Source organism: Microvirga massiliensis (assembly GCF_001006805.1).
GTDB classification, from domain to species: Bacteria; Pseudomonadota; Alphaproteobacteria; order Rhizobiales; family Beijerinckiaceae; genus Microvirga; species Microvirga massiliensis.
The window spans coordinates 1-26329 of sequence record NZ_LN811354.1 but is presented as its reverse complement, the minus strand read 5'-3'; the positions used below and the strand labels follow the sequence as shown (position 1 = coordinate 26329).

Here is a 26329-nt window from a genome sequence, read left to right as displayed (position 1 = left end):
ACGGATGAAAATGGCTCTGCCTTCGCCTGACTCACGGGTCCCGACGATTGCGGACGCCATGTCGCGCAATCGGAACAACTTCGATCTCGTCCGCCTGGGCCTCGCGCTTGCCGTGGTGGTGTCGCATGCGTTCAGCATCACGACAGGCGTGCCGGATCACGAGCCGTTGAAGATCTCGACCGGCTTCACTCTGGGCGAGCACGCGGTCAATGGCTTCTTCGCGATCTCGGGCTTTCTCGTCACGATGAGCTTCGACCGGCGGGATTGGCGCGATTACGTGATCGCGCGGATCCTGCGGATCGCGCCAGCGCTGATTGCCGCGACGCTCATCGTCGGCCTTGTTCTCGGCCTCGCTCTGACGCGGCTGCCGGCTGCAGAATACTTGGCGAGCCCTTCCCTTTGGCGCTTCGTGACCGCGACACTGACGGAGTTCAAGAGCAACACGAGCCTGCCTGACGTTTTCGCGCAGAATCCGTTCAAGGCGCCGCTCGCCACGGTATGGACGCTCCGATACGAGGTCTTCTGCTACCTTGGGGTCCTCATCCTCGGTCTTGCCGGACTGTTACGTCGGCGGCGCATGGTTCTGGTCGGCGTCGCGGGGCTCGCATTCGCCCTGGCGGGGCTCGGGATCGTGGATCCGGATGCATCCAAGGGAGTCGAAACCGCACTCCGGCTGCCTCTCATCTTCGCGGCCGGAGGGGCTGTCTATCTGTGGCGAGATCGCGTGCCGCTCTCCGCAGGCCTCGCTGCGGCCATTCTTTTCGCGGCCGTGCTCCTGCACGAGACGTTCGCGTATCGTCCGATGCTTTTTCTCGCCGAGACATACGGAATCCTGTGGCTCGGATTGGCCCGCGGTGTTCCGACCATCGCTCCGAAGGCGGATCTTTCCTACGGGACGTATCTTTACGGCTGGCCTGTCCAGCAAGCGCTCGTGGCGCTCTTTCCCTCTGCAGCGGCTTTGACCTTGCTGATGCCTGCCCTCGCGATCACCCTCGCGGCGGCCGCCCTGTCCTGGCACCTCGTCGAGAAGCCATCGCTTGCTCTGAAGGCGCGTATGCTCGGCAACAAGCAGCGCAAAGCAATGGGGCGCGCGCTGTCGGAGCCAGGACTGCAGAGCGGTCCGTAGAACGCCTTCCGCATCGACCGGGCTCAGCACAGCCTTGGAAGGCGCCTCACATCTTCAGGAAGGTAACGCGAACTCCCGAGGGATTCAGCGCACGATCACCCGCGCATTCGGATCGACGCGGTTGTACAAGTCGATCACGTCGATGTTCCGCATGCGGATGCAGCCCGAGGAAACCGCCTGCCCGATCTTCTCGGGCTCGTTCGTGCCGTGGATTCGGTAGAGCGTGTCGCGGTCGCCCTGGTAGAGATAGAGGGCGCGCGCGCCCATCGGGTTCGCAGGCCCGCCATTCATGGAGCGGACATGGGGCCAGCGCACGCGCATCTCCGCCGGGGGGTTCCAGGCCGGCCACTCGGCCTTGCGTGCGACCCGTGCAAGGCCCGTCCACCCATAGGCTTCATTGCCGACGGCGACCGAGTAGCGAACGGCCTTCCAATTCGGGAGCACGTAGTAGAGGAGGCGCTCGCCGGTATCGACGACGATCGTGCCCGGCTCCTCCCCTGTCGGATCGTCGATCAGATAGCGTGCCTTAAGGGGATCATCCTCGACCGACGGCACCTGCGCCATCCATTCGGCATCGCGAGTCGAGACCTGCGGGTCCGGGACCGACTTGTACGTGCAGGCTCCGAGCGAAGTGACGAGAACGACCGCAAGAATATCCCGGCGCATGCAGAAAGCCCCATACGGCTGCCGCTCGGACGCGGCCGATCTGATCGGACGAGACGCGCTTCGGTCGGGAATCCGGACGCGACGCGAATCACCCGGAAGATGACACAGACCAGTCCTCGAGGCTGTTGCAGCATAACCACATGTCGGAGCTCGGCAGGAGACCCGATATCGGAGTAGGAGGCAGTCGGGCTCCTTACCCCTCGATGCTCTCCTCGCCTGCCAGTTCGATGCCGAAGCCGCTTAACCCGACATAGGAGCGCGGCGAAATCGCCAGATTCCGAATCGAGACGATGCCAAGGTCACGCAGGATCTGGGCTCCCAAGCCGACCTCCCGCCATTCCAAGACCCGGTGGCGCTCCGAGGCCGTGGCCTCGTGATCTGAAAAGTTCGTCATGGGCACGCCTGCGGTGCCGTCGCGGAGATAGACGATGACGCCGCGCCCCTCCTGCGCGATCCGCTGCATCGCGAGAGCAATCGTCTGCCCGCCCTCGAAGATGTCCGCCACGACATCGGCTCGGTGCAGCCGCACAAGAACATCCCGGCCATGGCCGATGCGGCCATGCACCAGGGCGATGTGCTGCACGGGATCGAACGGCGTCGTGTAGGCATAGCCCGTGAACGGGCCCCAGGCGGTCTCCACTGGGAAATGCGCGATCCGCTCGACGAGCTTCTCGCGGGACTGCCGGTAGGCGATCAGATCCGCCACCGAGATCCGCTTCAGGCCGTGCGTTGCGGCGAAGGTATCGATCTGCGCGCCCTTCATCACGGTGCCGTCGTCGTTGGCGAGCTCGCAGATCACCCCGACCGGCGGCAGGCCCGCCAGGCGGCAGAGATCGACCGCCGCCTCCGTATGGCCCGAGCGCATGAGCACGCCGCCCTCCTTCGCGATGAGCGGGAAGACGTGCCCGGGCCGGACGAAGTCGCCCGCCCCCATGTTGTTGTTGGCGAGCGCCCGCACGGTGTTGGTGCGCTGCTCGGCCGAGATGCCCGTGGTCAGCCCGTGCCGCACGTCGACCGACACCGTGAAGGCGGTGCCGAGCGGAGCGTCGTTGCTCGCGACCATCGGGTCGAGCCGCAGCCGGCGGGCCTCGGCGAGCGGGATCGGGGCGCACACGATCCCGCAGGTATGGCGGATGATGAACGCCATCTTCTCGGGCGTGCAGAGCGAGGCCGCGACGATGAGATCACCCTCGTTCTCGCGATCGTCGTCATCCGTGACGATCACGATCTCGCCGCGCGCAAACGCTTCAATGGCTTCGGTAACGGACTGTGTCATGGTGCTTCCTGGAGCCGGCTTTCCGGACTAACCGCCGGACCTGTCATCGGCCAAAGGCACGAAGGGCCAATGTGCACCCTCCCCGTTCTGCCCCCGATCGCGGAGGAAATGGTCCGCCAGAACGCAGGCGACCATCGCCTCTCCGACCGGCACCGCACGGATGCCGACGCAGGGATCATGTCTGCCCTTGGTCATCACATCGGTTTCGGTGCCGTAGCGGGTGACCGAGGCCCTTGGGGTCAAAATCGAAGAGGTCGGCTTCACCGCAAAACGGCAGATCACTGCCTGCCCGGTCGAGATGCCGCCGAGAATGCCGCCCGCATGGTTGGACTGGAACGCCGGAAGGCCGTCATTGCTGGCGCGCATCTCGTCGGCGTTCTCTTCACCCCGAAGCGAGGCGGCCGCAAAGCCGTCGCCGATCTCGACCCCCTTCACAGCGTTGATCGACATGAGGGCCGCTGCGAGATCGGAATCGAGCTTTCCATAAATCGGGGCTCCGAGGCCCGGAGGAACTCCGTCCGCCACGATCTCGATGACGGCGCCGATCGAGGAGCCTTCCTTGCGCAGCCCGTCGAGATAGCCCTCGTAGAATTCCGCCGCCTTTGCGTCCGGGCAGAAGAACGGATTGGCGTGAACCTCGTCCCAGTCCCAGTTCGCGCGGTCGATCGCGTGAGGGCCCATCTGAACGAGGGCGCCGCGGATTTTCACGCCCGGAATCACCTTGCGGGCGATCGCGCCGGCAGCAACCCGCGCCGCCGTCTCGCGGGCCGAGGATCGTCCGCCACCGCGATAGTCCCGGACGCCGTATTTCACATCATAGGTGTAATCCGCATGGCCCGGGCGATAGCGGTCGCGGATCTCCGCGTAATCCTTCGATCTCTGGTCGACATTCTCGATCAGGAGCGCGATCGGCGTCCCGGTCGTGACCTGACCTTTCGTGCGCTCGTCCGCAAAGACGCCGGACAGGATGCGGACCTCGTCAGGTTCGCGCCGCTGTGTCGTGAAGCGCGACTGGCCGGGGCGCCGGCGATCGAGTTCCGTCTGGATCTCCGCGGCTTCGAGCGGGATCCCCGGTGGGCATCCATCGACGACGCAGCCGAGCGCCGGACCGTGGCTCTCGCCGAAGGTCGTGACGCGGAAGAGGTGGCCGAAGGTGTTGTGCGACATCGTATTTCGGAAATGCTGCCGCGTCATAGGACGAAAGATGGCGCAAGTCACCCGACCGATGCGGCTCGTTGTGCCGGAGGTCGCCCGTCATCTTGCGCCCGGCCGCATCCTCCGCGGCAAACAAGACTCGCCTCTTCCGGGATGCCTCCGGTCAAGCCCAGCAATACGCGTTCTTCTCGATCACGAGCACCTTGCCCTGCCAGATGTCGAGCCCGGCTGCTTTGCGGTGGGAAACTCCGCAAGTCAGTGCAAGGAATGCACGCGCTACTCCCCCGTGCGAGACGATCACGGTATCCCGCGCGATGGCCTCGATGACCGGCCTGACGCGCTCCGTCAGCATGGCGTAGCTCTCGCCGTCCGGAGGGACGAAACCCCATTTGTCGCGCTCGCGGCTTGCCGCTTCTACGGGATCGCGCTCGCGGACGTCCTTCCAGGTCAAGCCCTCCCAAGCCCCGAAGGTCAGCTCGACGAGCTGCGGGTCGAGTCGGTAATCGCCCGGAACCAGCCCCAAGCCGTTGCGCAAGATCTCCATGGTCTCGCGAGTCCGCTTCATCGGGCTCGAGACATAGTCGAAATCCGCATAGGCGGGCGCCAGCGCTTTCAGACGCTCTCCGACCTCCCGGGCCTGGAGGCGGCCGATGCGGTTCAGCGGAATGTCCTGCTGGCCTTGCAGACGCCCTTCAGCATTCCAGTCCGTCTCGCCATGCCGGATGAAGAAAATCCGGGCAGCCGCCGTGCTCACGATCCCTCTTTGTCGAGCGTCAGGTCGGGCGCTTCGGGATTCTTCATGCCGACGACGTGATAACCAGCGTCGACGTGGAGGATTTCTCCGGTTACGCCGCGCGACAGGTCCGACACGAGATAGGCGCCGGTCTCTCCTACTTCATCCGTGGTGACGGTGCGGCGAAGGGGCGAGTTGTACTCGTTCCATTTGAGGATGTAGCGGAAATCTCCGATTCCCGATGCGGCGAGCGTCTTGATTGGGCCGGCCGAAATCGCGTTCACGCGAATGTTCTTCGGCCCGAGATCCGCAGCGAGGTAGCGAACCGAGGCTTCGAGAGCCGCCTTGGCGACGCCCATGACGTTGTAATGCGGCATCCACTTCTCGGCGCCGTAATAGGTCAGCGTCAGAAGCGAACCGCCGGACGACATCAGCTTCTCGGCGCGCTGCGCGATCGCCGTGAACGAGTAGCAGGAGATCAGCAGCGAGCGTGTGAAATTCCCCTCGCTGGTATCGACGTAGCGGCCCGTGAGTTCGTCCTTATCGGAGAAGGCAATACAATGGGCCACAAAATCGAGACCGCCCCAGAGCCGTTCAATTTCGGCAAAGACGGCGTCGATCGTCGCCGGATCCGTCACGTCGCAATGACCGACAACTGCCGCGTCCAACTCCCGGGCCAGCGGCTCGACCCGCTTCCTCAGAGCGTCACCCTGATAGGTCAACGCGAGGTCCGCGCCGTGCCGGCGCGCTGCCTGTGCGATCCCCCAAGCGATCGATCGGTTATTCGCGACGCCCATGATAAGGCCGCGCTTGCCAGCCAGAATGCCGGCACCCGTCGTTTCCGCCATGATTCACCCGCAGCGCGCCAAAAGGAGCGGCCTCTTTAGCTGACGGAATCACGGGGGGGAAGTGGCAGGTTCGGATGCCCGTCAGATGGCCTTTGCAGAGCGCCGCTTGCGCGCAAACTCGGTCAGGATCTCGTCGGCCTCGTTCGGCAGGCGAATTTCGGTGGTCGCGAGGATGTCGCCCCGGCCGGTCTTTCCGGGAAGCCCCTTCCCGCGGAGGCGGAACGTCCGCCCTGAACTCGTCATCGGCGGAATCTTCATCTCGACCACCCCCTCGAGCGTCGGGACGCGCACGGTGCCCCCCAGCACCGCCTCGTCGAGCTCGATCGGGAGACGCAGGCGCAGATTCGCTCCCTCGGCGGTGAAGCGCTCGTGCGGGGCAATCTCGATCGTCAGCATCAGGTCACCCGGCTCCATACCGGTCCCGCCCGCGCCGAGACCCCGCAAGCGGATGACCTGACCGGACGTGACGCCCTTCGGAATCACGACGTCGACGTCGCGGCCATTCGGCAGCGTGATACGCTTCTTGGACTCCGCCGCAATCTCCTCGAGCGTAACCATCAGCGTGGCCTGGAGATCCTCGCCTTTAGCCGACGCGCGACGGCGGCTACCGGCAGTGCCGGCTCGGAAGGCCTCGCCGAAGATCTGGGAAAAGATGTCGTCGTCTCCGGCCGATGCTCTCGCGCCGCGGCGTCCCGAGAACGGGCCGCTGCCGGCCCCGAAACCGAACGGGAAGCCCTCGAAATCCCCCGACCTCGCCCCTCCTCCGGAGCCACCTCCGAACCCGAAGCCCTGAAAGCGCGGCTTGCCCTCGGCGTCGATCTCGCCGCGGTCGAACTGGGCTCGCTTTTCCGGATCCCCGAGAATCTCGTAAGCGGCGTTCGCCTCGGCGAACTTCTCCTTCGCCTTGGGATCGTCGGCGTTCCGATCCGGATGGAAGGCTTTCGCGAGCTTGCGATAGGCCTTCTTGATCTCCGCCTCCTCCGCCGAGTGGGAGACGCCAAGGACGTCATACGGGTTTCGCATCGGGTTTCGCCGAAATTGGGACGGAGGCTCGCCGCGACCCGGGCGAGGATCGAGGCCAACATCCTGCTGGGCATTCCAGAATCTGCAGACTTTTACCCGGCGATGCCATGAAGGGCAGCCGACCGGGAGCCGGAACCTGCACGGATCCGGTCACCGGCTCCATATGGGAGAAGTGTTGCTTCCTTGCAACGCCCGAGCGAAGCAATGCCGCGCCTCGGGTCATTCCGTGCGCCGCTTACGGCGGTAGGACGAGGCGCGACGTTCGGCGGGGCTGCCCGTCAGGTTATCTCAAAGTCGTTCAGGCCTTCTTGAAAGGCTTCACGTCCTTGATAGCCCATTCTCCCCCGGACGGGCGACAGGCCGTCCCTTGCAGGCTGGAGGCCCCGGACGTCCCCGTCAGCGAAGCCAGGAATGCACGACAGATCCTGTCGTCAGCGACGAAGGGCTGCCCGACGGGCGTGAAGGAGCCCTTGATCGAAGTGTCCGGATTGTCCCAGGACACCTGCGAGCCCGAGCCTTGCGGGTCCAGCGCCACGGCCAGAGCTGCCCGCGCCCGGCGCCAGTCCTCCTCACCGAGGTCGGGTGACAGGGGAGAAACGAAACGCGGCGTGATCGAGCTGGTCGCGACAGGATCGTCGGAGGCAAGCGTCGCGACCGGCAGGGCAAAACTGCAGGCGCAAAGCGGGACGGCAATCGTCACGACGAGCATCAGGCGAATCCAAGGCGTGCCTTCGCCCCAGGCTCGACTTGGTCTATATGAGCGGCGCGTCGCGATGCCCGTCACGCGTCGAAACCCTTGTACGCTGAAAACCACACCCCTGGATACAATCGTGAACGCGTTAACAACCGGTGACTTCGCGGAAGTCGACGAGCCCTGGACCCTCTTCGCCGGTTGGATGAAGGAGGCAGAGGAATCCGAGCCGAATGATCCCAATGCGATGGCCCTCGCGACGGTCGATTCCGAGGGACTGCCGAATGTCCGGATGGTGCTGCTGAAGGGCGCGGATCCGAATGGATTCGTCTTTTACACGAACACGGAATCCAACAAGGGGCGTGAGCTGCTCGCAAACCGGAAGGCTGCCCTCGTCTTCCACTGGAAGAGCCTGCGCCGGCAGGTGCGCGCCCGCGGCACGGTGTCGGTCGTGAGCGACGAGGAGGCGGATGCCTATTTCAGGTCGCGGCCGCGCGACAGCCGGATCGGCGCCTGGGCGAGCCAGCAGTCACGCCCGTTGGAAAGCCGCTTCGCTCTGGAGAAGGCCGTCGCCGCGCAAGCGGCGCGCTTCCTAGTCGGCGACGTGCCGCGCCCGCCGTATTGGACCGGCTTTCGGATCGCCCCCGTTTCGATCGAATTCTGGCAGGACCGTCCATTTCGCCTGCATGACCGGGTCGTTTTCTCCCGCGAAGGAGCGGCGTGGCGGCGCACGAGGCTCTACCCCTAGGCCCCGGCATCTGCCAGTCCTACCCCGCTCATGGCCCGACGCTTGCCTTCCGGCTTATCTATATATGAGTCCCGGAGGCGTCTTCGGCGGCCAGTGCGATGACCCTCCTTCATTGAGATTGAACGGATCACCCATGACATCATCGAACAATCCGCGGCGCGTGATGCTGCTGACCGGCGCGAGCCGCGGGATCGGCCATGCCACGGTGAAGCGGTTTTCAGCTGCGGGCTGGCGGGTGATCACCTGCTCGCGCCACGGCTTCCCGGAAAACTGCCCCTGGGAGATGGGGCCCGAAGATCACCTGCAGGTCGATCTGGCGGATCCGCAAGACACACTCCGCGCAATTGCCGAGGTGAAGGGCCGCCTCGACAACGAGGGCGGTTGCCTTCATGCGCTGGTCAACAACGCGGGCATCTCGCCCAAGGCCGCGGGCGGCGCACGGCTGTCGGCGCTGAATACGCCCTACGAGGATTGGATCCACGTCTTCCACGTGAACTTCTTCGCCTCAATCATCCTCGCCCGCGGCCTCGTCGACGAGCTTACGAGAGCGCGCGGCTCGATCGTCAACGTGACTTCGATTGCCGGATCGCGGGTGCATCCGTTCGCCGGGGCAGCCTATTCGACCTCAAAGGCGGCGCTCGCTGCCCTCACCCGTGAGATGGCGGCCGATTTCGGCCCACTCGGCGTGCGCGTGAATGCGATCTCTCCCGGGGAGATCGACACATCCATTCTCTCGCCCGGCACCGAGAAGCTGGTGGAGCAGATTCCCCTGCGGAGGCTCGGGACACCGGACGAAGTCGCAAAGGCGATCTACTTCCTCTGCACCGAGGCGAGCTCTTACGTGAGTGGGGCGGAATTGCACATCAACGGCGGTCAGCACGTCTAAGCGAGTCTAGATGCACCAGGGAGCCGATCGAATCCGGCCGGACTCGGAGAGCAGGGAGCGCGTGCTCGATCCGGCCCGTCCCGTTCTTGCGGCCTCGATCGCCGTGTTTCGAGAAGGGCTAGTGCTTCTGGCAGCCCGTGGAAAGCCGCCGATGGCGGGAGTCTTCTCCTTGCCGGGAGGTGTCGTGGAACGGGGCGAGACCCTGGCCGAGGCGGCTCTCCGGGAGTTGCGCGAGGAGGTGGGCGTCGAAGCCGAACTTCTCGGCTTCGTGACCCATGTGGAAGTCATCGACCGCGACGCGTCGGGGGAACCGATCCGGCATTTCGTCATCGCCGCCCATGCCGGCCGATGGCTGTCGGGCGAGCCTTGCACCGGGCCAGAAGCCCTCGAGATCCGCTGGGTCAATCCGGCCTGTGTGGGAGAGCTGCGCACGACTCCCCACTTGGCCGATGTCGTCGCGAAAGCGGCAGTGATCGCTCTGGGGCAGAATTCGTGAGAAGGATTACCGCGCCTGTCCTGGCAGTTGCCGCCCTTTCCGTTTTCGTACCCCCAGCGGACGCGCAGTCCTTGTTCGAGCGGCTTTTCGGCCCACCCCGACAGCCGCTTCAACAGCCAATGCCGCAATACGTCCCGGCGCCGGAATATCGGCGCCCGGCACCACGACGTACGCAACCCTCGCCAACCCCGAGCCGCCAGGTGCCCCGCGCCGCCAGACCGGCGGAACCCGCAGAGCCGGCAGCACCACCGCCCGAGCCGCCACCGGCGCCCTATGAGCCGGAACTGCTCAGACTGTCCGAGATCATGGGATCCCTGGCCTTCCTGCGCTCGCTTTGTACGGCGGCGGAGGCTGGGGAATGGCCGCAACGCATGCAGGCCCTGATCGAGGCGGAAGGGACGACGCCCGGCCGACGGGAAAGGCTCGCCGGCGCCTACAACAAGGGTTATCGGAGCTATGCTCTCACGTACAACGCCTGCACGCCTTCGGCGACGGAAGCATCCAACCGCTTCCTGAAGGAGGGAGATCAGCTCGCCCGGACGATCGCCGGACGCTACGGCGGCTGATCGGATGGCTCGAGTCCCGCACTTTCAGGGACGGCGGACGGGCGTGAAAATAATGCTGCCGAGAGGTCGTGCATGACCTTACGTCATTGCTTTATCCACATTTTTTGACCGGCCGGTTACTCGCGTTAACCGTTTGGCAAGGTGATGCTGGCGGCGGAGCGGTGCGAATTCTAACTTCCACAAAGGGAGCTGCACCGCCCCGATTCAAGGGGCCATGATGATCATGAACGACACCGACGTCCTTCTTTCCGATCTTCCGGACTCGAGCGCCATCAAGGAGGCGGCGCTGAGCTATGTCACCGAGGCATTCGCCGAGGCGGAGCTCGATGGTCTCGATGCGGATTACATGGCTCAGGCCGCACTCGTCGCTGCGTTCCACGAGCTCGTCGCCACCTATGGCGAGGAGGCCGTCGCCCAGTATGCGGAAGGGCTCCCGGAGCGAATTCGCGGTGGCGCCTTCACGAAGGGGCACAAGCACTGAGCGGCAGCACGGCCATCCCGGCGTATCGGCGATTCGAAACGGATCGCTGGCAGCATCGCCAGCAATCGCCATCGCAATCGGCTGACGACAGTCCCAGATAACCCTGCGGCCGCTTGGCGGGTGCGAACCGCTCCTCGTCTTGAGGGGCACGCGCCGCCAGCCTATGTCACAATCCGCCGAGCGTAACGGGAGTGGCGAATGCCGACGGCTCATCTGACGGATCGGGGTGTAGTGCGGGTCGCCGGTGAGGCGGCGAAAGCCTTCCTCGATGGATTGCTGACCTGCGACCTCGACAGGATCTCTCCCGGTCAAGCACGCTTCGGGGCGCTGCTCACGCCGCAGGGCAAGATCCTGTTCGATTTCATCGTTTTCGAGAGCTCGCTCGAACCCGGCAGCTATCGTCTCGACGTGTTGAAACCCTACGTTCCGGATCTCGTACGGCGCCTCACGTTCTATCGGCTGAGGGCAAAAGTCGAAATCCAGGATGTATCCGCGGAATTCGCCGTGATTGCAGGCTGGGACGGTGCCGCCAAGCCAGATGCGCCCGATTCCCTGTCCAGCATTGATCCCCGGTTCCCGGCGCTCGGCTGGCGTGCCATCGTTCCGGCCGGAGAGGCATCCGCGTTCACGACGGCATCCCCGGAGGATTATCACGTCCGTCGCATTGTCCTCGGCATCCCGGAGGGTGGGCGCGACTTCCTGTTCGGGGACGCGTTCCCACACGAGGCACAGATGGACCAGTTGCACGGCATCGATTTCGACAAGGGCTGCTATGTCGGCCAGGAGGTCGTTTCGCGCATGCAGCACCGCGGCACCGCGCGCACGCGGATGGTGCCCGTCGTTTACCGGGAGGGCTTCGTCGCGGAGCCCGGGGCCGATATCGCCGCGGGCGATCGGGTCCTCGGCAAGACCGGGACGGCGGCGCGCGGACGCGGGCTCGCAATGGTGCGCCTCGATCGGGCCCAGGATGCGCTCGATGCCGGCCAGCCGATCACGGCTGGCGGCCTGCCCGTCGATCTCGTGAAGCCGGACTGGGCGAGCTTTCCATTTCCGGAGTCGCGCGCGAAGGCAGCCGAATGACCGACGGCCTCGTCCATCATCCGGACCACCGTGCGCGCTGCTGGTGGCCCGGCAGCGATCCGCTCTACGTCGCCTACCACGACACCGAATGGGGTGTTCCCGAATATGACGATCGCGCCCTTTTCGAGAAGCTGATCCTCGACGGCTTTCAGGCGGGCCTGTCCTGGATCACGATCCTGCGCAAGCGCGAGAATTTTCGCCGAGCCTTCGCGGGTTTCGATCCCGCCGTCGTTGCGGGCTTCGATGGAGCACAGGTCGAAGCGCTGATGCTGGACGCCGGCATCGTGCGCAATCGCGCCAAGATCGAAGCGACGGTCGCCGGCGCCCGTGCCTGGCTCGCGCTCCAGGAGCGGGGCGGCTTCTCGCGCTTTCTCTGGGAATTCGTGGATAGGCGCCCGGTGCAGAATGTATTTCGGAGCCGGAGCGAGATCCCCGCAGAAACGGATGTCTCGCGCCGGATCTCGAAAGCGCTTCGTGCCGAGGGGTTCAACTTCTGCGGACCGACGATCGTCTACGCGTTCATGCAGGCCGTCGGGATGGTGAACGATCATCTCGTCGAATGCCATCGCCACGCAGAATGTGCCGCGCTCGGAGTACGTTCCTGATCCATGGCGACAGCCCCTCGCGCCTGGCAAAGGATGCTCTCGGGCCGCCGGCTCGACCTTCTCGATCCGTCTCCGCTCGACGTGGAACTGGAAGATATCGCGCACGGACTCGCGCGGGTCGCGCGATGGAACGGGCAGACGAGCGGTGAACACGTCTTCTCCGTGGCGCAGCACAGTCTCCTCGTCGAAGCGATAGCGGAACATTTCTCGCCGAACACACCTGCCGCGTGGCGGCTCGCGGTGCTCCTGCACGACGCTCCGGAATACGTCATCGGGGACATCATCTCGCCCTTCAAGGCCGTGATCGGAGACGCCTACAAGGCCGTCGAGCAACGGCTGCTTGCGGCGATTCATCTCCATTTCGGCCTGCCCGTGATCCGGCCCGCCGCCCTCCAGCGACTGATCAAGCAGTCTGATCGCCAAGCTGCCTTTCTGGAAGCCACGGAACTCGCGGGGTTTACCCGCGACGAGGCGACGCGCTTCTTCGGCCGTCCTGCAGCGTTGCCGAAATCGTTTCTGTCATACCTTGAGCCGTGGCCGATCGCGGTGTCCGAAACCCGTTTTGCGGAGCGGGTCTCCACCTTGCGGAACGGGCCCGCCCCGGTATAGCCCGGACCGTAACGACCCCGCCGACCATGGCGCCGCACCGTCCTCCTGGCCCGGGTGTAATCTGGGCCAAGCCCCGAGGAGCACAGGATGTCTACTCTTTACGTCTGTTCCCTGGCGCGCCTTGCCGAGACCGCTGCAAAGACGGGCGCAAGCCATGTCGTGACCCTGCTGAACGACGGCACTCCCGTGGTGCGGCCTCCGAGCATCCGGCCGGAACGCCACCTCGTGCTCAGCATCAGCGATATCATCGAGCCGATGGACGGGCACATCGTGCCGGCCGCGTTGCATGTCGAGACGCTGCTCGAGTTCGTACGCGCCTGGGATCGCGAGGCCCCGCTCCTCTTTCATTGCTTTGCCGGAATCAGCCGCTCGACGGCCGCCGCCTTCATCACGGCCTGCGAACTCGCGCCGGAGCGCAGTGAGGCCGATCTCGCCGCAGCTCTGCGCCGCGCATCGCCCTTTGCGACGCCGAACGCGAAGCTGGTCTCGATCGCCGACGACCTCCTGGGACGCAGCGGGAGGATGGTCGACGCGGTGCAGGGCATCGGACGAGGCGCCGAGGCCTATGAGGGCGAGCCCTTCATGCTTCCTCACAACTGAGGTGTGGAGGGTGGCCACCGGGGTCCTTGCCAGCCTCGCGAGCGATGCTCATAACCGGTTTCGAACCCGGGCGAGGCCCGTGCCCGAGATGTCTTGCACGTTCGCGCTCCGGCGCGGCTGGGAGCGGTCATGAACACGGTCACCCCCATCGACGCCCTGCCCTTCGAAACGGCCCTTGCCGAACTCGAGGAGATCGTGCGCAAGCTCGAGCGCGGGGAAGTTTCTCTCGAGGAATCGATCACGATTTATGAGCGGGGTGAGGCCCTCAAGAAGCACTGCGAGGCCCTGCTCAAGAAGGCCGAGGCCCGGATCGAGCGAATCACGATCGGGCCCGATGGTCGTGCCGCTAGCGTCACGCCTCTCGATCTCGAATCCTGATCGAAGGCCGCCTCAGAGATACTGGGCTCGATAGGCGTTCATGACGTCGGCCCCGCGCTTTGCGCTTCGTCCGACGGCCGGCGTGCGTCAACCACCGCTTTGACCTCGCCCTGAGCACGCCCTAATTGGAGTCAGCCCCGGACTGCCGGGAACCGCTTGGCTCCGCTAAGGTTATCGTCCATTGCCCCTTCCAAGACCCCTCCTCGACCGACTGCACAGCCCGGAGGATCTGCGCAGGCTCGATGAGCATCTACTCCAGCAGGTTGCCGACGAGCTTCGGGCGGAGACGATCGATGCCGTCTCGGTCACCGGCGGGCATCTCGGGGCTGGCCTCGGCGTCGTGGAGCTGACGGTCGCGCTCCACTACGTGTTCGACACGCCCCGCGACCGTCTGATCTGGGACGTCGGGCATCAGGCCTATCCGCACAAGATCCTGACCGGCCGCCGCGGCCGCATCCGGACCCTTCGGCAGGGTGGCGGCCTCTCGGGTTTCACACGCAGGGCGGAGAGCCAATACGACCCTTTTGGGGCGGCCCACTCGTCGACCTCGATCTCGGCCGGCCTCGGCATGGCGGTCGCGCGCGATCTGTCGGCAAAGCCTCACAATGTCGTCGCGGTGATCGGGGACGGCGCCATGTCGGCCGGCATGGCCTACGAGGCCATGAACAATGCCGGGGCGCTGCAGTCTCGCCTGATCGTGATCCTCAACGACAACGACATGTCGATCGCTCCGCCGGTCGGAGCCATGTCGTCCTATCTCGCGCGGCTCGTCTCCGGAGGCACCTACCGGGGACTCCGCGAGACCGCCAAGCAGGTCGCCAAGCACCTGCCGTCCTTTATCTATGAGAAGGCTGCGCGCGCCGAGGAATTCGCCCGAGGCTTCTGGACCGGGGGCACGCTCTTCGAGGAGATGGGCTTCTACTATGTAGGGCCAGTCGACGGCCACAACCTCGACCATCTCCTGCCGGTCCTGAAGAACGTCCGCGACTCCGAGAACGGGCCGATCCTCGTCCATGTCGTGACCCAGAAGGGCAAGGGCTATGCGCCCGCAGAGGCTTCTGCGGACAAGTATCATGGGGTTGCCACCTTCGACGTAGTGACCGGTGCCCAAGCGAAGCCCAAGGCCAATGCCCCCTCCTATACCCGGGTCTTCGCCGAGAGCCTGGTCCGGGAGGCAACCGAGGACAAGCGGATCGTGGCGGTCACGGCCGCGATGCCGTCAGGCACGGGCCTCGATCTGTTCGGACGAGCCTTTCCCAAGCGCACCTTCGACGTCGGCATCGCCGAACAGCATGCCGTTACCTTCGCGGCCGGGCTCGCGAGCGAAGGCTACAAGCCATTCTGCGCCATCTACTCGACGTTCCTGCAACGGGCCTATGACCAGGTCGTGCACGACGTTTCGATCCAGAACCTCCCGGTGCGCTTCGCGATCGACCGGGCCGGTCTCGTCGGCGCCGATGGCGCAACCCATGCAGGCTCCTTCGACATCGCCTATCTCGGCTGTTTGCCCAGCATGGTCGTGATGGCAGCCGCCGACGAGGCCGAACTCGTGCACATGGTGGCGACCGCTGCGGCCTATGACGAGGGCCCGATTGCCTTCCGCTACCCCCGTGGCGAGGGAGTCGGGACGGACCTGCCCGAGCGTGGTGTCCCACTCCCCATCGGGCGCGGACGGATCCTGCGGGAGGGCACGCGGATCGCGATTCTCTCGCTGGGAACACGTCTCGCCGAGAGCCTCAAGGCCGCGGAAGAGCTTGAAGGACGAGGTCTCTCGACCACCGTGGCGGATGCGCGCTTCGCCAAGCCGCTCGATACCGACCTCGTGGCGCGGCTCGCCCGGGAGCACGAGGTCCTGATCACGATCGAAGAGGGCTCGATCGGCGGCTTCGGATCTTATGTGCTGCATTTCCTATCGAATGCCGGCCTCCTTGATGACGGGCATCTCAAGGTCCGCACGATGATCCTGCCGGACGAGTATATCGATCATGACACTCCGGATCGGCAATACGCCAAGGCGGCGCTCAACGCACAGGCGATTGTCACGAAAGTATTCGAGGCGCTTGGGCACGACGCCGACATTCTAAAGGTGCGCGCATAGGGCAAGGCTGCAGCCCCTCATTGCCTCTGTTGGATCAACGGAGGTCGCGAGTTCCGACGGACTGCAAGCCTGGGACGTTGAATTCGGCAATGCGAGAACGGGCTGACCGGCTCCTGGTCGAGCGGGGAATTTTCGAGAGCCGGGCGCGCGCGCAGGAAGCGATCGCGGCCGGTTTGGTGCGCGCCGACGGATCGCCGGTGCGAAAGCCCTCGGAGATGATTGCCCGCGCGGCCGAGATCGAGGCCGCCGCGCCCCACCCTTACGTGTCGCGCGGCGGGTTGAAGCTCGCCGCCGCACTCGACCATTTTTCCCTGGATCCGGCGGGACGGACCTGCCTCGATCTCGGCGCCTCGACGGGCGGATTCACCGAAGTACTGCTCAATCGAGGCGCGCACCGGGTCTATGCCGTCGATGTCGGACACGATCAGCTGCACGCCCGCATCGCAGCGGACCCACGGGTGATCTCCCTCGAGGGCATGGATGCGCGCAACCTTACCGGAAGAGACGTTCCCGAGCCGATCGATCTTCTCGTCGCCGATGTGAGCTTCATCTCCCTGAAGCTCGTGCTGCCGCCTGCAATCGGCTTTCTCGCACCTCGGGCAACCATGGCCGTGCTGGTGAAGCCGCAATTCGAGGCCGGGCCGGCCCATGTCCGGAAGGGCATCGTCCGCGACGAGGCGGTGCACCGGACCGTGTGTGAGTCGATGACGCATTTCGTGGAGGGCCTCGGATTCACCGCGCTCGGCCTGGCGCCCTCCCCGATCGAAGGCGGAGACGGCAACCGCGAGTTCCTGTTGGGCGCGCGACGTGGCTGAGCAACTGCACATCAGCCGACTCGGCGCGAAAGCCGACGGGATCGCCGATACGGAGAGCGGAGCCGTCTTCGTGGCGGGCGCACTGCCGGGCGAGGATGTGCTCGTCAGACGCGAGGGATCGCGCGCGCAGCTCGAATCCGTCGAGACTCGTTCGGCGGATCGCGAGACGCCGTTCTGTCCCTATTTCGGGCGCTGCGGCGGATGCGCGACCCAGCATATGGGCCACAGCCTGTATCAGGGCTGGAAGCGCGAGACCGTTTCAGTGGCGCTACGGCAGGCCGGCATCGATGCGCCGTTGCGAGATCTCGTCGATGCGCACGGAGATGGCCGCCGGCGCATTACCTTGCACGGGCGTTTCGCGCATGGCGTGCAGGTCGGCTACATGGCCGCGCGCAGCCATACGGTCGTCGAGATCGACCATTGCCCGATCGCCGAGCCGGCGCTCAAGACACGTGCACCCGAGGTCGCCCGTGTTCTGGCTGGGGCGCTGGCATCGGCGCGCAAGCCGCTCGACATCCAGATCACCGCGACGGAGGGCGGTCTCGATATCGATCTGCGCGGTCACGGCCCGGTCGACGATCGCAAAGGCCGCAGATTGTGCGATCTCGCCGGCTCGCTCGATCTTGCGCGTCTCTCTCTGCACGGCGAATTGCTTCTCGAGCGACGTTCGCCGGTCATCGTCATGGGGCGGGCACAGGTCGTGCCGCCCCCAGGCTCGTTCCTGCAGGCAACACGCCGCGGCGAGGAAGTCCTGTCGCAACTGGTCATGGAAGGCTGCCGGGATGCACGCTCGATCGCGGATCTCTTCAGTGGCTGCGGTCCATTTGCCCTCAGGCTTGCGGAACGCGCGGAGATTCATGCCGTCGAGTTGGACCGGGCAGCCGTTGCGGCGCTTGACCGGGCGGCCCGTTTCACTCCTGGACTACGACGGATCACAACGGAAGCTCGGGATCTCTTCAGGCGCCCCCTTCTCGGCCCGGAACTCGATAAATTCGAGGCGGTGGTGCTCGATCCGCCCCGCGCCGGCGCTGAAGCACAGGTTCGGCAGATCGCCGGGTCGAACGTGTCGCGAGTCGTCAGCGTCTCGTGCGATGGAGGAACCTTCGCGCGCGATGCGGCAATTCTGATCGCTGCCGGCTTTACCCTCGACGAGGTAGTACTGGTCGACCAGTTCAAGCACAGTCCTCACGTCGAGATTGTCGGCGTGCTCCGACGCGAGCCTCGGCGCAGTGCGCGTCGCCGACGTGGATGAGGGCTACCGTGGATCGGCGTAGCGCTCTGCCGTGACGAATGACATCGCTGGGGTGAACCGTCACCTCTCGCGGCGCTCCTCGCCGGCTGACTTCACGGGCGCGGCATTGAGGATCCTGAGGACATCGGCCTGGTCGACCATTCCGAGGATACGATCGGTGTCTTGCGCCCTCACGACCGGAAGCCGCTCGAGGCCGCAGGCGTCGAACGCCCTGAGCGCCTCCTCCAGGGAGTCCGCGGTCGTCAGAACGCTGCCGGCATAGGCTTCCGCGCTCTCACCTGGCCTCATGGGCCTCATCAACCTGCCGACCCTCAGATCGCCTTCGGGACGCGGATGGGGCTCTTGGTCGAGGAAAAGCCCCCGGGAAGCGAGTTGCCATTGGAAGAAGCTGCGACCCAGAAAGGCACGCGTGAGAGAGCTCGCGACCGACACCGTGAGCAGGAGAGCGATGCTCATGGCATAGCCGCCGGTCATCTCGAACACCATGACCGTGGTCGAGATCGGTGCGCCGAGAACCGCTGCCGCCACGGCTCCCATGCCGAGAATGGCGTAGACGGCATTGCTCGAGGCCAGGTCCGGAAATGCACGGGCGGCCAGGATGCCATAGGCTGCTCCCGCCATGGCGCCGAGATACAGCGTCGGCGAGAAGATTCCGCCGGCCAGGCGGCTGCCGAGCGTGATCGCTGTCGCGGCGGTTTTCAGGAACACGAGACCGACCAAAAGTCCGAGCGGCAAGCTCTGGGTCAGCGCCGCTTCCATGGTTTCGTAGCCGACCCCCAGGATTTCGGGAAAGAACACGCCGAGCGCTCCGACACACAGCCCACCCAGGACCGGCTTCAGCCAGAGCGGAAGGACCAGACCTCGCAGTGCCCAGTCCGCGCTCATGACAGCAAGTTGAAAGAAGATCGCCACAGCCGCGGCCACCACACCCAGAAGCGCAAAGGCCGGGAACTCCCAATAGGAGATGATGCGGTGCTCGGGGATCGTGAAGGCCGGGAACTCGCCGAACGCGATCCGGCCGATGACGGCGCCAGCGGCCGAGGCAATGACGATGGGCGGCAGCATCACGACCGAGATGCGCCGGTGAATGACTTCAAGAGCGAACAATGCACCCGCGATCGGAGCATTGAACGAGGCGGCGATCGCAGCGGCCACACCGGCCCCCAGGAGCACCCGGCCTCCGGCAGCGGGGAGCTCGAAGCGGCGCGTGAGAACTGCCGCGATTGTCCCGCCGAGATGGATCACTGGCCCTTCGCGTCCGGCACTTCCGCCGGAGCCGAGCGTGATCGCGGAAGCCAGCGCTCCGAGAAGCCCATTGCGAAGCCCGAGCCTGTGCGGGTCGAAGGCCTCGGCCTCAATGACATCTGCGGGCCCTCCCCCACGACGTCCGGGCACAAAGTTGAGGAGAATGCCGACGATCAGGCCGCCGACGGCCGGAGCCAGCAGCACGATCGGCCAGGGGATGGTTCCCGCCACACTTGCCACCCGCTCGGACATGGTGCCAAGCCACGGGAGTTGCGCAGCGTTGATGCCAGCCCGGAAGGCGACCGAGGCCGCCCCGGCAAGAATACCAACGACCAGGGATGTGACCCAGATCATCGGTTCGCGCTCGCGGGTGAAGGCCGCGAGATTCGGCCGGACGAGATCGGTGAGGAGTGCCAAGAGGCGTTGAATGAACCGCCTCATGAAAGCGCTGCGTGCTCCCACGGAATCTCTTCGGGCTATAGAGACTGGCCATCCTCAGAGAGGCGAATCGGAGAGCACCCGCACCGGCTCCCAAAACGGTTGAGGTCAATCGCACAATCGGGAAAGTGCGCCAGTACTTCACAAGCGCTCATGGAGTCCACGACGAAACGTCGCCTTTTCTTGCTCATGCAAGCATGCACATCCCGAAGGGCAACAGAGCGAGACAACACCATGTCAGAGTGACAACTGATAGAGGCCACCTTCGCGAAGAGCGTTCCCTCCTCGGACCGTTTATCGATCCACCTGTCCGGCTCATCCGTCGTTTCCTGCGGGGTCGGAAGATAGTTGAACCCGTTCAGATTGCTATCGCGGATGGGCACCTCACGCCCCCTGCGGTGCCCAAGCGTGATAACCGCATAGCCTGCCCGAATCCCAGGCCAGGGCCTGGAGGCACAAGGCCCAACGCTACCAGGATCGGTGAATTATAGAGGCATACCGGTCTTGCCAGTCGCCACACTCTGCGGTTGGCGAATGTCGATGTGTGCGAATTGCCGGCACGGCCCGATCAGGAATGTCCAGCCGTTGCTCGCCCGCTCGCTCATGGCCGGGTATGCTGCTCGCCAGATTCGAGCCACTTGAGCTCGGCTCTTCGATCGGAGCGCTACCGATGATGCGCCGCACCGCCACTTTGCCATGCTGCGGGCTCTTGATCGCAGCACTGATGCAATTCTGCGCCGTTCCGGCTCAAGGAGAGGTATCGGACCGCCCTCCTATCATTTCCGAGATCGAGCGGACATTCGATCACTTGTTCCTTTTTACCACCAATGGTGACGGTACCTATCTCGTCTACCAGCGGTTGGAAGATCAGTCCGGAATCTCGGATGCCGACGAGATCGTGTGCCTGTTGCGCGAATGCCTGTTGCAAATTGCCGAGGTTTCCGAACGCAGCTTGCGCAGCGATGATCGAGCCGATCTGAGCGCGATCCGGGACCGCTTCAAGGCTATTCGTGACGCTTACGGGCATATGAGGAGCGAGCGCCCGGAAGCACGCGCCTCAGCCGCGCAAGAGTGGCGTGATGCAATCGCAGCAATGGACCGCTGCCTGGGACGCCAGGATGCTTGCTGAGGTCAAAGTGCTGAGCACGAAAGAATTTTTCAGAGGCTAGTCGTCACCGCAGCCCTGGCGAGCATGTAGGCAAATCGTCAGGGGCGATAGCGACCTGGAGCATTGTGCTCAGAAAGAGCAGATCATGTAGCATGCCCATGGCACTCCTCCATGGCAGTCTGTGAAGGACGCGCGGTGGACCAGTAGTGTATAAACTATTGCTTCCGCGCTCGTTGTCGCGAATGGAGACAGGCATTCCAGACGTGGATACCCGATTCCTGGGTTGTTTGTGCTCCAGGAGGCTGGCGCGATCCTGCCGATAGGGCCGCAGGAAAGGGGTAGTGCCCGCCCGGTAGCAATTGTTGCATCAGTGCCGGTGAGGGTATCGGAGAAGCCTACACAGCAATTCCATGGAGTGGGCGATTGAACCGCGAAAGACAGCAGCTTGCAGCGGATTCCATCTCTTCCCCTGCCCGCCAGCGGTGATCTGCTTCACAGCAGTTCGACAACGACGCCCTCATTCGGTTGCAACCTGATCTCGTCCAGCGATTCACCCGCGCGATCAAGGAATGTCGACAGCAGGAGCTTTTTTCGGCCGGAGATGTGATCCAGGCGTTGAGGTGATTGTCGGAAATTGAGAGCGACCACTAGCCGTCGATCATGATGGCGTCGCTCGAACGCCAGCACCTCGCCCGTCGCCGCAACCGGTACGTATTCGCCGATGGCCAGTGCAAGCTCCGAACGGCGTAAGGCAATCAGGCTGCGGTAGAGCGAAAGCATGGAGCGTGTGTCCCCGACTTGTGCAATGACATTCAAAGCTTTGTTCTCGCCACCGACAGGCAGCCAAGGCTCACCTGTCGTGAATCCGCTATTGGAGCTCTCGTCCCAGGGAATTGGAGTCCGGGCAGGATCGCGCCCCAGGCCCAACCCGGGGACATTTTTCTCCCATGGGTCCTGGACGCGCTCGGCCGGGATGGGAACATTCGTCATGCCAAGCTCTTCGCCCTGATAGATCGTCGGCGTGCCCCTGAGCGTCAGAAGGAGCATGGCGGCAACACGAGCCTGCTCCGGCCCGAGACGGCTCGCGACGCGCGAACGATCATGATTGCCCAGCACCCAGTTCGGCCATGCTCCTCGGGGTAATGCCGCCTCGTAGGCGTCGATCAGGGCCGCAACAGCGACGGGATTCCACGGCGTCGAGATCAGGTGAAAGTTGAAGGGTAGATGGAAGCCGGTGAGATCCACGCCGTAATAGGTCATGAGCCGGTCGATCGGCAGGTAGGCCTCACCAATCATGACGCGATCATCGTAGGAATCGGCGACGCGGCGCATGGCAGCAATGGCATCATGCACTTCCGGCTGATCCATCGTGTGGACCCGGATCACGCGTCGCGCCGGCGACATGCCCTCGCGCCACACCGGATCCGGCGGGTTGTCCCGAAGCCGCTCGTCCTCGAACAGGTGGTGGATGGCGTCGAAACGGAAGCCGTCGACACCGCGATCGAACCAGAAGCCGAGCACCCGCAGCATGGCCTGCTGCACCTGCTGATTGCGCCAGTTCAGGTCCGGCTGCTCCGCGAGATAGGCATGGTAATAGAATTGCCCTGTGGTCGCATCGAAGGTCCACGCCGAGCCGCCGAACTCGCTCAGCTAGTTGCTCGGAGGAGAGCCATCAGGCTTCGGATCACACCAGATGTACCAATCCCGCTTCGGGTGGCCTCGAGAGGACCGGCTCTCCCTGAACCAGGGATGCTGATCCGAGGTATGGTTCGGGACGAAGTCGAGAATGACCTTGATCTCTCTCCGGTGTGCTTCGGCAACGAGTTGGTCAAAGTCGGCCAACGTGCCGAAGATCGGGTGAATGTCGCAGTGGTTGGATACGTCGTACCCGAAATCTGCCATGGGCGACGGATAGATCGGCGCGATCCAGATGGCGTCCGCACCGAGGGATGCGATGTAATCAAGGCGCGCGGTGATGCCCGGAATATCGCCGATACCGTCGCCATTCGAATCCTGAAAGGAGCGCGGATAGATCTGATAGATCACGCCCGTCTGCCACCACGTGTGGCGATCCGGTCGAACTTCAGGCATCGATCCCTCCCTCGCTGACCGACCCGTGGAACTCGCGACTGGCGGTATGGTTCAGCAAAGCCCCTGCCTATGGGGAAAGGCCCCGCTCGAACCCCGAGCCATGCCGGGCGTACTGGAACCTCGGTTCATCGGGCGAGTTCAGCCGGGATGTCGAGCCAGTGCTCACATTGGCTGGCGCAAGAGGTGAGAATGCGGTGGAGCACTTGCACGAGGCCAGCCCGACCCCTTCTATAACGGGCATAGAGGCGGCAATCCTGCTCGAGCGCCGGCCGGGGCGGATGAGGACATGAGCAAGAATCGAAAAGATCTCGTCACGCTGAACCATCTTCCAGGCCTGCTGCTGGCGAGCGAGGCCGAATGCGAGCGCTGGATCGAGGAGGGCCTGATTCCGGTTGCCGAGCGGAGACCGGTTCGGAAATGGGGTCGCACGGTTCAGGAGCGGCTATTCGATCCGGACATTGTCACTACCCTCGCCCGCGAGGTGCCCAAGTGGCGCAGGCGCGACACTGCCGAGAGTCATGCGCATCGCAGCGAGGCTGCGAGAAGCGCGCACACTCGAAGAGCACCTCGCGCACATCAGAACGAATCGACTCCATCCGGAGGAGCGGCTCACCGGCGCCGCAAGTACATCGCCACAGCTCTCCGTGGGAAAACCGGGATCGCAGTCAGCGAAGCGATCCGAGCCGCTCTGGACAGCGAAACCAAACCCGTTCGCGACGGCCGGCATTCACATCATCCGCCGAAGCCCGAACCCGATCTCGCCGGATATCGGATCGAATTCGAGCATGACTTCCTGATCCTCCCGAATGTGGAGTTGTCGGTCGCGGTCACGATGACGATCGCGGAGCCGCCCGAGGTCGAGAGCATCGTCCACGCTCCGAACCGCTTCTCACCGGACGACGCCGTCGCGGCCGCCGAACTCCTCGCGCCCCGGGTAAAGAATCTCCGGGACGCCACTCTCGACGCCTGCGAGGAGGCCGTTCGCACCTGGCGCGACGAGAATGAGACGTATCTGTCGCCTTACGAGGAGAGTGATCGCAGCGCGATCCTGCACGCCATCAAATCCGCCGCTGGCAGGCTCGCCCCTCTTCGGATCACTACGGAGGACGAACCGGACGAGGTCGCCCGCGAATTGCGGACAGCGCTCGATGAGATCCGCACCAAGGCGACGGCGCGAAGGTTGCGTCACCTGCGTGAGGCTCAGATCCGAGAGGCGTCCGGATACGAGAGCTACGCGGCCATCTTCCCCCTGGCGAGATCACTCAACCGCCAAGTCCTGTTTCTCGCCGGCCCGACCAATTCCGGTAAGACCCATGAGGCCCTCCGGCTGGCCACCGAGGCCGAGACGGCCGAGATCCTGTCCCCTCTGCGACTGCTCGCCTTGGAGCATTATGAGCGACTGAGCGAGCGCGGGCTCTCGGCTGGCATGATCACGGGCGAGGAGCGTGTGGTTCCCGAAGGAGCGACGCACATCGCCCGCACGATCGAAACCCTGGATCTCGGGCGCGTGGTCGATGTCTGCGTGATCGACGAGGTGCAGATGCTCGGCGATCACAGCCGGGGCTGGGCCTGGACTCAGGCCATCATTGGAGCGCCTGCACGCCTTGTCGTGCTCACCGGAGCCCCGGAGGCAATCCCCTTGGTCGAACACCTGCTGGCGATGACCGGGGAGCCGCTGAAGTTGCGGATCCTGAAACGCAAGGGTCAGCTTCGCGTCGAGAACGAGCCTGTGGAACTCAATAAGCTGGCCGACGGCGATGCCGTCATCGCTTTCTCCCGTGCCGAGATCCACGACTTGAGAACTCGTCTCGTCCGCTCGGGGCGAAGCGTCGCTACGATTTACGGCGCTCTCGGCCCGGAGGTCCGGCGGGCGGAAGCCGCGAGGTTCCGAAATCGAGAGGCGGAAATCCTGGTTGCCACTGATGCCATTGGGATGGGCCTGAATATCGGTCCCCTCCGGCGCATCGTCTTTTCCACACTCAGCAAGTTCGACGGCTCCCGGCGACGGCAGCTCTCCCCCATGGAGATCAAGCAGATCGCTGGCCGCGCAGGGCGGTTCGGTCATCACGACACAGGTCTGGTGACGGCCCTTTCCGAAGCAGGATCATACCGCTTGCTGCGACCCGTCATCGAAACCGCTCTCGCGCAGGAATCGGGAAAATTGAGAGGCAACGCCTATGTGCGGCCGAACCGAGAGACGGTGCTTTCCGCAAGCGAGGTCCTGCACACGGACCGCCTCGGACGGATTCTCCAGTACCTCGACGATACGCTCGTGGCCGGCCATCCGGATCTGAGGATGGCGGACTTGGAGGAGATGATCGGCCTCGCTCAGCTCCTCGATACCGTCCCGCTCCCGATCCTCGATCGCCTCTCCTATTCCATGGCTCCCGTGGATGCACGGGATGGTCTGGCCGTCGACATGCTCCTCGCCTGGGCTCGCCAGCATGCGAAACACGGTTGGGTCGAGCCGCCGAACTTCGGCGTGAACGCCGACCTTCTGAAGCTCGAATCTCGGGTGAAGATCGTGACGACGTGGCTGTGGTTGGGGCAGCGATACCCAAATGCCTACACAGGGAGCGAGCACGTCCTGGAGCTGCGCTCGGACCTCAATGCCATGATCGAGGAGAAGCTCGTTGCCTCGTCGGTGTCGCGCGCGAGGGATCGGCGCGGCAAGAAGCGAGAGAAGGGCGGAGGACCGGACCGGCGGACGAATGGTGGCAGAGACCGGCAGAACGCCAGAGCCTTCGTCAGCTGACGCATTCGCACGGGAGGCCGGAAGCCCCGGCTCCTTGAATTCCCCGAGGCGCTCCCCATATCAGCCCTGTGGGCATTGCCGGCTTGGCAGCCCCCTCCCCCCGATGAAGATTTCGTCGACCGGCTCGGCCATGTCCCGAACCTGGTTGAACGAGACTCGACGGGCGATCATTCCCTCTTGCAATGCGGGGGGAATTGATTATGTGTCCCCTCCCGGCGCCGCGAAAGCGAACCAGCGCCGTTTCCAGACAGCCTGATTGCCGGCTCCCAGGCCATTGCCCGGGGGTGGCTTTCTGCGCCTCCGAACCCATGGCCCGAGGACGCTCAGTCTGAGGAGAATGGTCCGGAAGGCCGGCTGTCCTTGAGATGCACATGAGCCCGAGCCCCGAAACCATTCGGGAGAGCTTGCCGGCTCCTCTGGCAACAGCACGAGGGTTATTGAGCCGGATTCGGTTCAATACACGGAGCGCAGAGATTCTTGTAATTTCTGCGAACGGTACTTCTTTGTCTTTATTTATGGAGACAAAGAAAAATCTCCGGGGCGGATCAAAAATCTTCCTC

The 26329-nt window shown here is 64.4% G+C and carries 25 protein-coding genes and 1 pseudogene; 17 read left to right on the top strand and 9 right to left on the bottom strand.

Translation table 11 applies throughout. The features are described 5' to 3' along the window. The first annotated feature begins 58 nt into the window (after nt 1–58). Nucleotides 59–1126 (top strand): acyltransferase family protein, encoded by a 1068-nt coding sequence (locus BN1233_RS16120; RefSeq protein WP_425311720.1) that lies wholly within the window; start codon nt 59–61, stop codon nt 1124–1126. Between the two features lie 84 nt (nt 1127–1210). Here the strand turns inward: BN1233_RS16120 and BN1233_RS16115 are convergent, their stop codons facing one another. The 7 genes from BN1233_RS16115 to BN1233_RS16085 all read right to left on the bottom strand — a co-directional run bounded on the left by BN1233_RS16115 (nt 1211) and on the right by BN1233_RS16085 (nt 7536). Beyond that, nucleotides 1211–1792, bottom strand: a complete 582-nt coding sequence (locus BN1233_RS16115; protein WP_046864652.1) for a L,D-transpeptidase — start codon at nt 1790–1792, stop codon at nt 1211–1213. A 193-nt stretch (nt 1793–1985) separates the two neighbouring features. Further along, nucleotides 1986–3068 carry a 3,4-dihydroxy-2-butanone-4-phosphate synthase gene (ribB, locus tag BN1233_RS16110; RefSeq protein WP_046864651.1) on the bottom strand — a complete coding sequence of 361 codons (1083 nt, stop codon included), beginning with the start codon at nt 3066–3068 and terminating at the stop codon, nt 1986–1988. Between the two features lie 27 nt (nt 3069–3095). Further along, entirely contained in the window at nt 3096–4235 is a 1140-nt protein-coding gene (gene aroC, locus BN1233_RS16105) for a chorismate synthase (protein ID WP_046864650.1), read from the bottom strand. 151 nt (nt 4236–4386) lie between these two features. After that, on the bottom strand, nt 4387–4977 hold the full coding sequence (locus BN1233_RS16100) for a histidine phosphatase family protein (RefSeq protein ID WP_046864649.1): 591 nt from the start codon (nt 4975–4977) through the stop codon (nt 4387–4389). Continuing rightward, nucleotides 4974–5804, bottom strand: coding sequence for an enoyl-ACP reductase FabI (gene fabI / locus BN1233_RS16095; protein ID WP_046864648.1), 831 nt, complete (start codon nt 5802–5804; stop codon nt 4974–4976). The genes BN1233_RS16100 and fabI overlap by 4 nt, the downstream gene beginning before the upstream one ends. Before the next feature lie 81 nt (nt 5805–5885). Continuing rightward, entirely contained in the window at nt 5886–6827 is a 942-nt protein-coding gene (locus tag BN1233_RS16090; RefSeq protein ID WP_046864647.1) for a DnaJ C-terminal domain-containing protein, read from the bottom strand. Between the two features lie 298 nt (nt 6828–7125). After that, entirely contained in the window at nt 7126–7536 is a 411-nt protein-coding gene (locus BN1233_RS16085; RefSeq protein WP_046864646.1) for an RT0821/Lpp0805 family surface protein, read from the bottom strand. 64 nt (nt 7537–7600) lie between these two features. On the opposite strand from BN1233_RS16085, the gene pdxH reads away from it, so the two are divergent. The 13 genes from pdxH to BN1233_RS16020 all read left to right on the top strand — a co-directional run bounded on the left by pdxH (nt 7601) and on the right by BN1233_RS16020 (nt 18132). Then, nucleotides 7601–8266, top strand: a complete 666-nt coding sequence (gene pdxH / locus BN1233_RS16080; RefSeq protein WP_046864645.1) for a pyridoxamine 5'-phosphate oxidase — start codon at nt 7601–7603, stop codon at nt 8264–8266. 133 nt (nt 8267–8399) lie between these two features. Then, nucleotides 8400–9152 carry an SDR family NAD(P)-dependent oxidoreductase gene (locus tag BN1233_RS16075; protein ID WP_244470719.1) on the top strand — a complete coding sequence of 251 codons (753 nt, stop codon included), beginning with the start codon at nt 8400–8402 and terminating at the stop codon, nt 9150–9152. Nucleotides 9153–9213: 61 nt separating this feature from the next. Further along, nucleotides 9214–9648 carry an NUDIX hydrolase gene (locus BN1233_RS16070; RefSeq protein ID WP_046864993.1) on the top strand — a complete coding sequence of 145 codons (435 nt, stop codon included), beginning with the start codon at nt 9214–9216 and terminating at the stop codon, nt 9646–9648. Between the two features lie 200 nt (nt 9649–9848). Then, nucleotides 9849–10214, top strand: a complete 366-nt coding sequence (locus BN1233_RS16065; RefSeq protein ID WP_342341650.1) for a TIGR02301 family protein — start codon at nt 9849–9851, stop codon at nt 10212–10214. 223 nt (nt 10215–10437) lie between these two features. After that, nucleotides 10438–10695: a hypothetical protein gene (locus BN1233_RS16060; protein WP_046864992.1), complete on the top strand. Its 258-nt coding sequence runs from the start codon at nt 10438–10440 to the stop codon at nt 10693–10695. A gap of 198 nt (nt 10696–10893) precedes the next feature. Next, nucleotides 10894–11775 carry a CAF17-like 4Fe-4S cluster assembly/insertion protein YgfZ gene (gene ygfZ, locus BN1233_RS16055; RefSeq protein ID WP_046864643.1) on the top strand — a complete coding sequence of 294 codons (882 nt, stop codon included), beginning with the start codon at nt 10894–10896 and terminating at the stop codon, nt 11773–11775. Continuing rightward, complete coding sequence (locus BN1233_RS16050; RefSeq protein ID WP_046864642.1) at nt 11772–12380, top strand: DNA-3-methyladenine glycosylase I; 609 nt, start codon at nt 11772–11774, stop codon at nt 12378–12380. The genes ygfZ and BN1233_RS16050 overlap by 4 nt, the downstream gene beginning before the upstream one ends. A 3-nt stretch (nt 12381–12383) precedes the next feature. Further along, nucleotides 12384–12989: a YfbR-like 5'-deoxynucleotidase gene (locus BN1233_RS16045; protein ID WP_046864641.1), complete on the top strand. Its 606-nt coding sequence runs from the start codon at nt 12384–12386 to the stop codon at nt 12987–12989. An 87-nt stretch (nt 12990–13076) separates the two neighbouring features. Further along, complete coding sequence (locus tag BN1233_RS16040) at nt 13077–13589, top strand: tyrosine phosphatase family protein (RefSeq protein WP_046864640.1); 513 nt, start codon at nt 13077–13079, stop codon at nt 13587–13589. Between the two features lie 129 nt (nt 13590–13718). Further along, nucleotides 13719–13967, top strand: a complete 249-nt coding sequence (locus tag BN1233_RS16035) for an exodeoxyribonuclease VII small subunit (protein ID WP_046864639.1) — start codon at nt 13719–13721, stop codon at nt 13965–13967. Nucleotides 13968–14148: 181 nt separating this feature from the next. Then, nucleotides 14149–16065 (top strand): 1-deoxy-D-xylulose-5-phosphate synthase, encoded by a 1917-nt coding sequence (gene dxs, locus BN1233_RS16030; RefSeq protein WP_046864638.1) that lies wholly within the window; start codon nt 14149–14151, stop codon nt 16063–16065. Nucleotides 16066–16154: 89 nt separating this feature from the next. Further along, nucleotides 16155–16880: a TlyA family RNA methyltransferase gene (locus BN1233_RS16025; RefSeq protein ID WP_046864637.1), complete on the top strand. Its 726-nt coding sequence runs from the start codon at nt 16155–16157 to the stop codon at nt 16878–16880. Continuing rightward, the gene (locus BN1233_RS16020; protein ID WP_046864636.1) at nt 16873–18132 is read left to right on the top strand and encodes a class I SAM-dependent RNA methyltransferase; all 1260 of its coding nucleotides are present in this window, start codon (nt 16873–16875) and stop codon (nt 18130–18132) included. Before BN1233_RS16025 ends, BN1233_RS16020 begins: the two co-directional genes overlap by 8 nt. Nucleotides 18133–18192: 60 nt before the next feature. On the opposite strand, the gene BN1233_RS16015 is transcribed toward BN1233_RS16020, so the two are convergent. Beyond that, nucleotides 18193–19818, bottom strand: coding sequence for a chloride channel protein (locus BN1233_RS16015; protein WP_046864635.1), 1626 nt, complete (start codon nt 19816–19818; stop codon nt 18193–18195). 667 nt (nt 19819–20485) lie between these two features. Here BN1233_RS16015 and BN1233_RS16010 point away from each other — a divergent pair. Beyond that, on the top strand, nt 20486–20944 hold the full coding sequence (locus BN1233_RS16010; RefSeq protein WP_147707326.1) for a hypothetical protein: 459 nt from the start codon (nt 20486–20488) through the stop codon (nt 20942–20944). A 471-nt stretch (nt 20945–21415) separates the two neighbouring features. Here the strand turns inward: BN1233_RS16010 and BN1233_RS16005 are convergent. After that, nucleotides 21416–23014 (bottom strand): annotated as a pseudogene (locus tag BN1233_RS16005) (alpha-amylase family glycosyl hydrolase). A 286-nt stretch (nt 23015–23300) separates the two neighbouring features. Between BN1233_RS16005 and BN1233_RS16000 the strand changes: the two are divergent. Both BN1233_RS16000 and BN1233_RS49145 read left to right on the top strand, forming a co-directional pair. Further along, the gene (locus BN1233_RS16000; RefSeq protein ID WP_048708162.1) at nt 23301–25769 is read left to right on the top strand and encodes a helicase-related protein; all 2469 of its coding nucleotides are present in this window, start codon (nt 23301–23303) and stop codon (nt 25767–25769) included. Nucleotides 25770–26140: 371 nt separating this feature from the next. Next, nucleotides 26141–26329: hypothetical protein (locus tag BN1233_RS49145; protein ID WP_210168218.1), on the top strand; the 189-nt coding region annotated here is incomplete at its 3' end.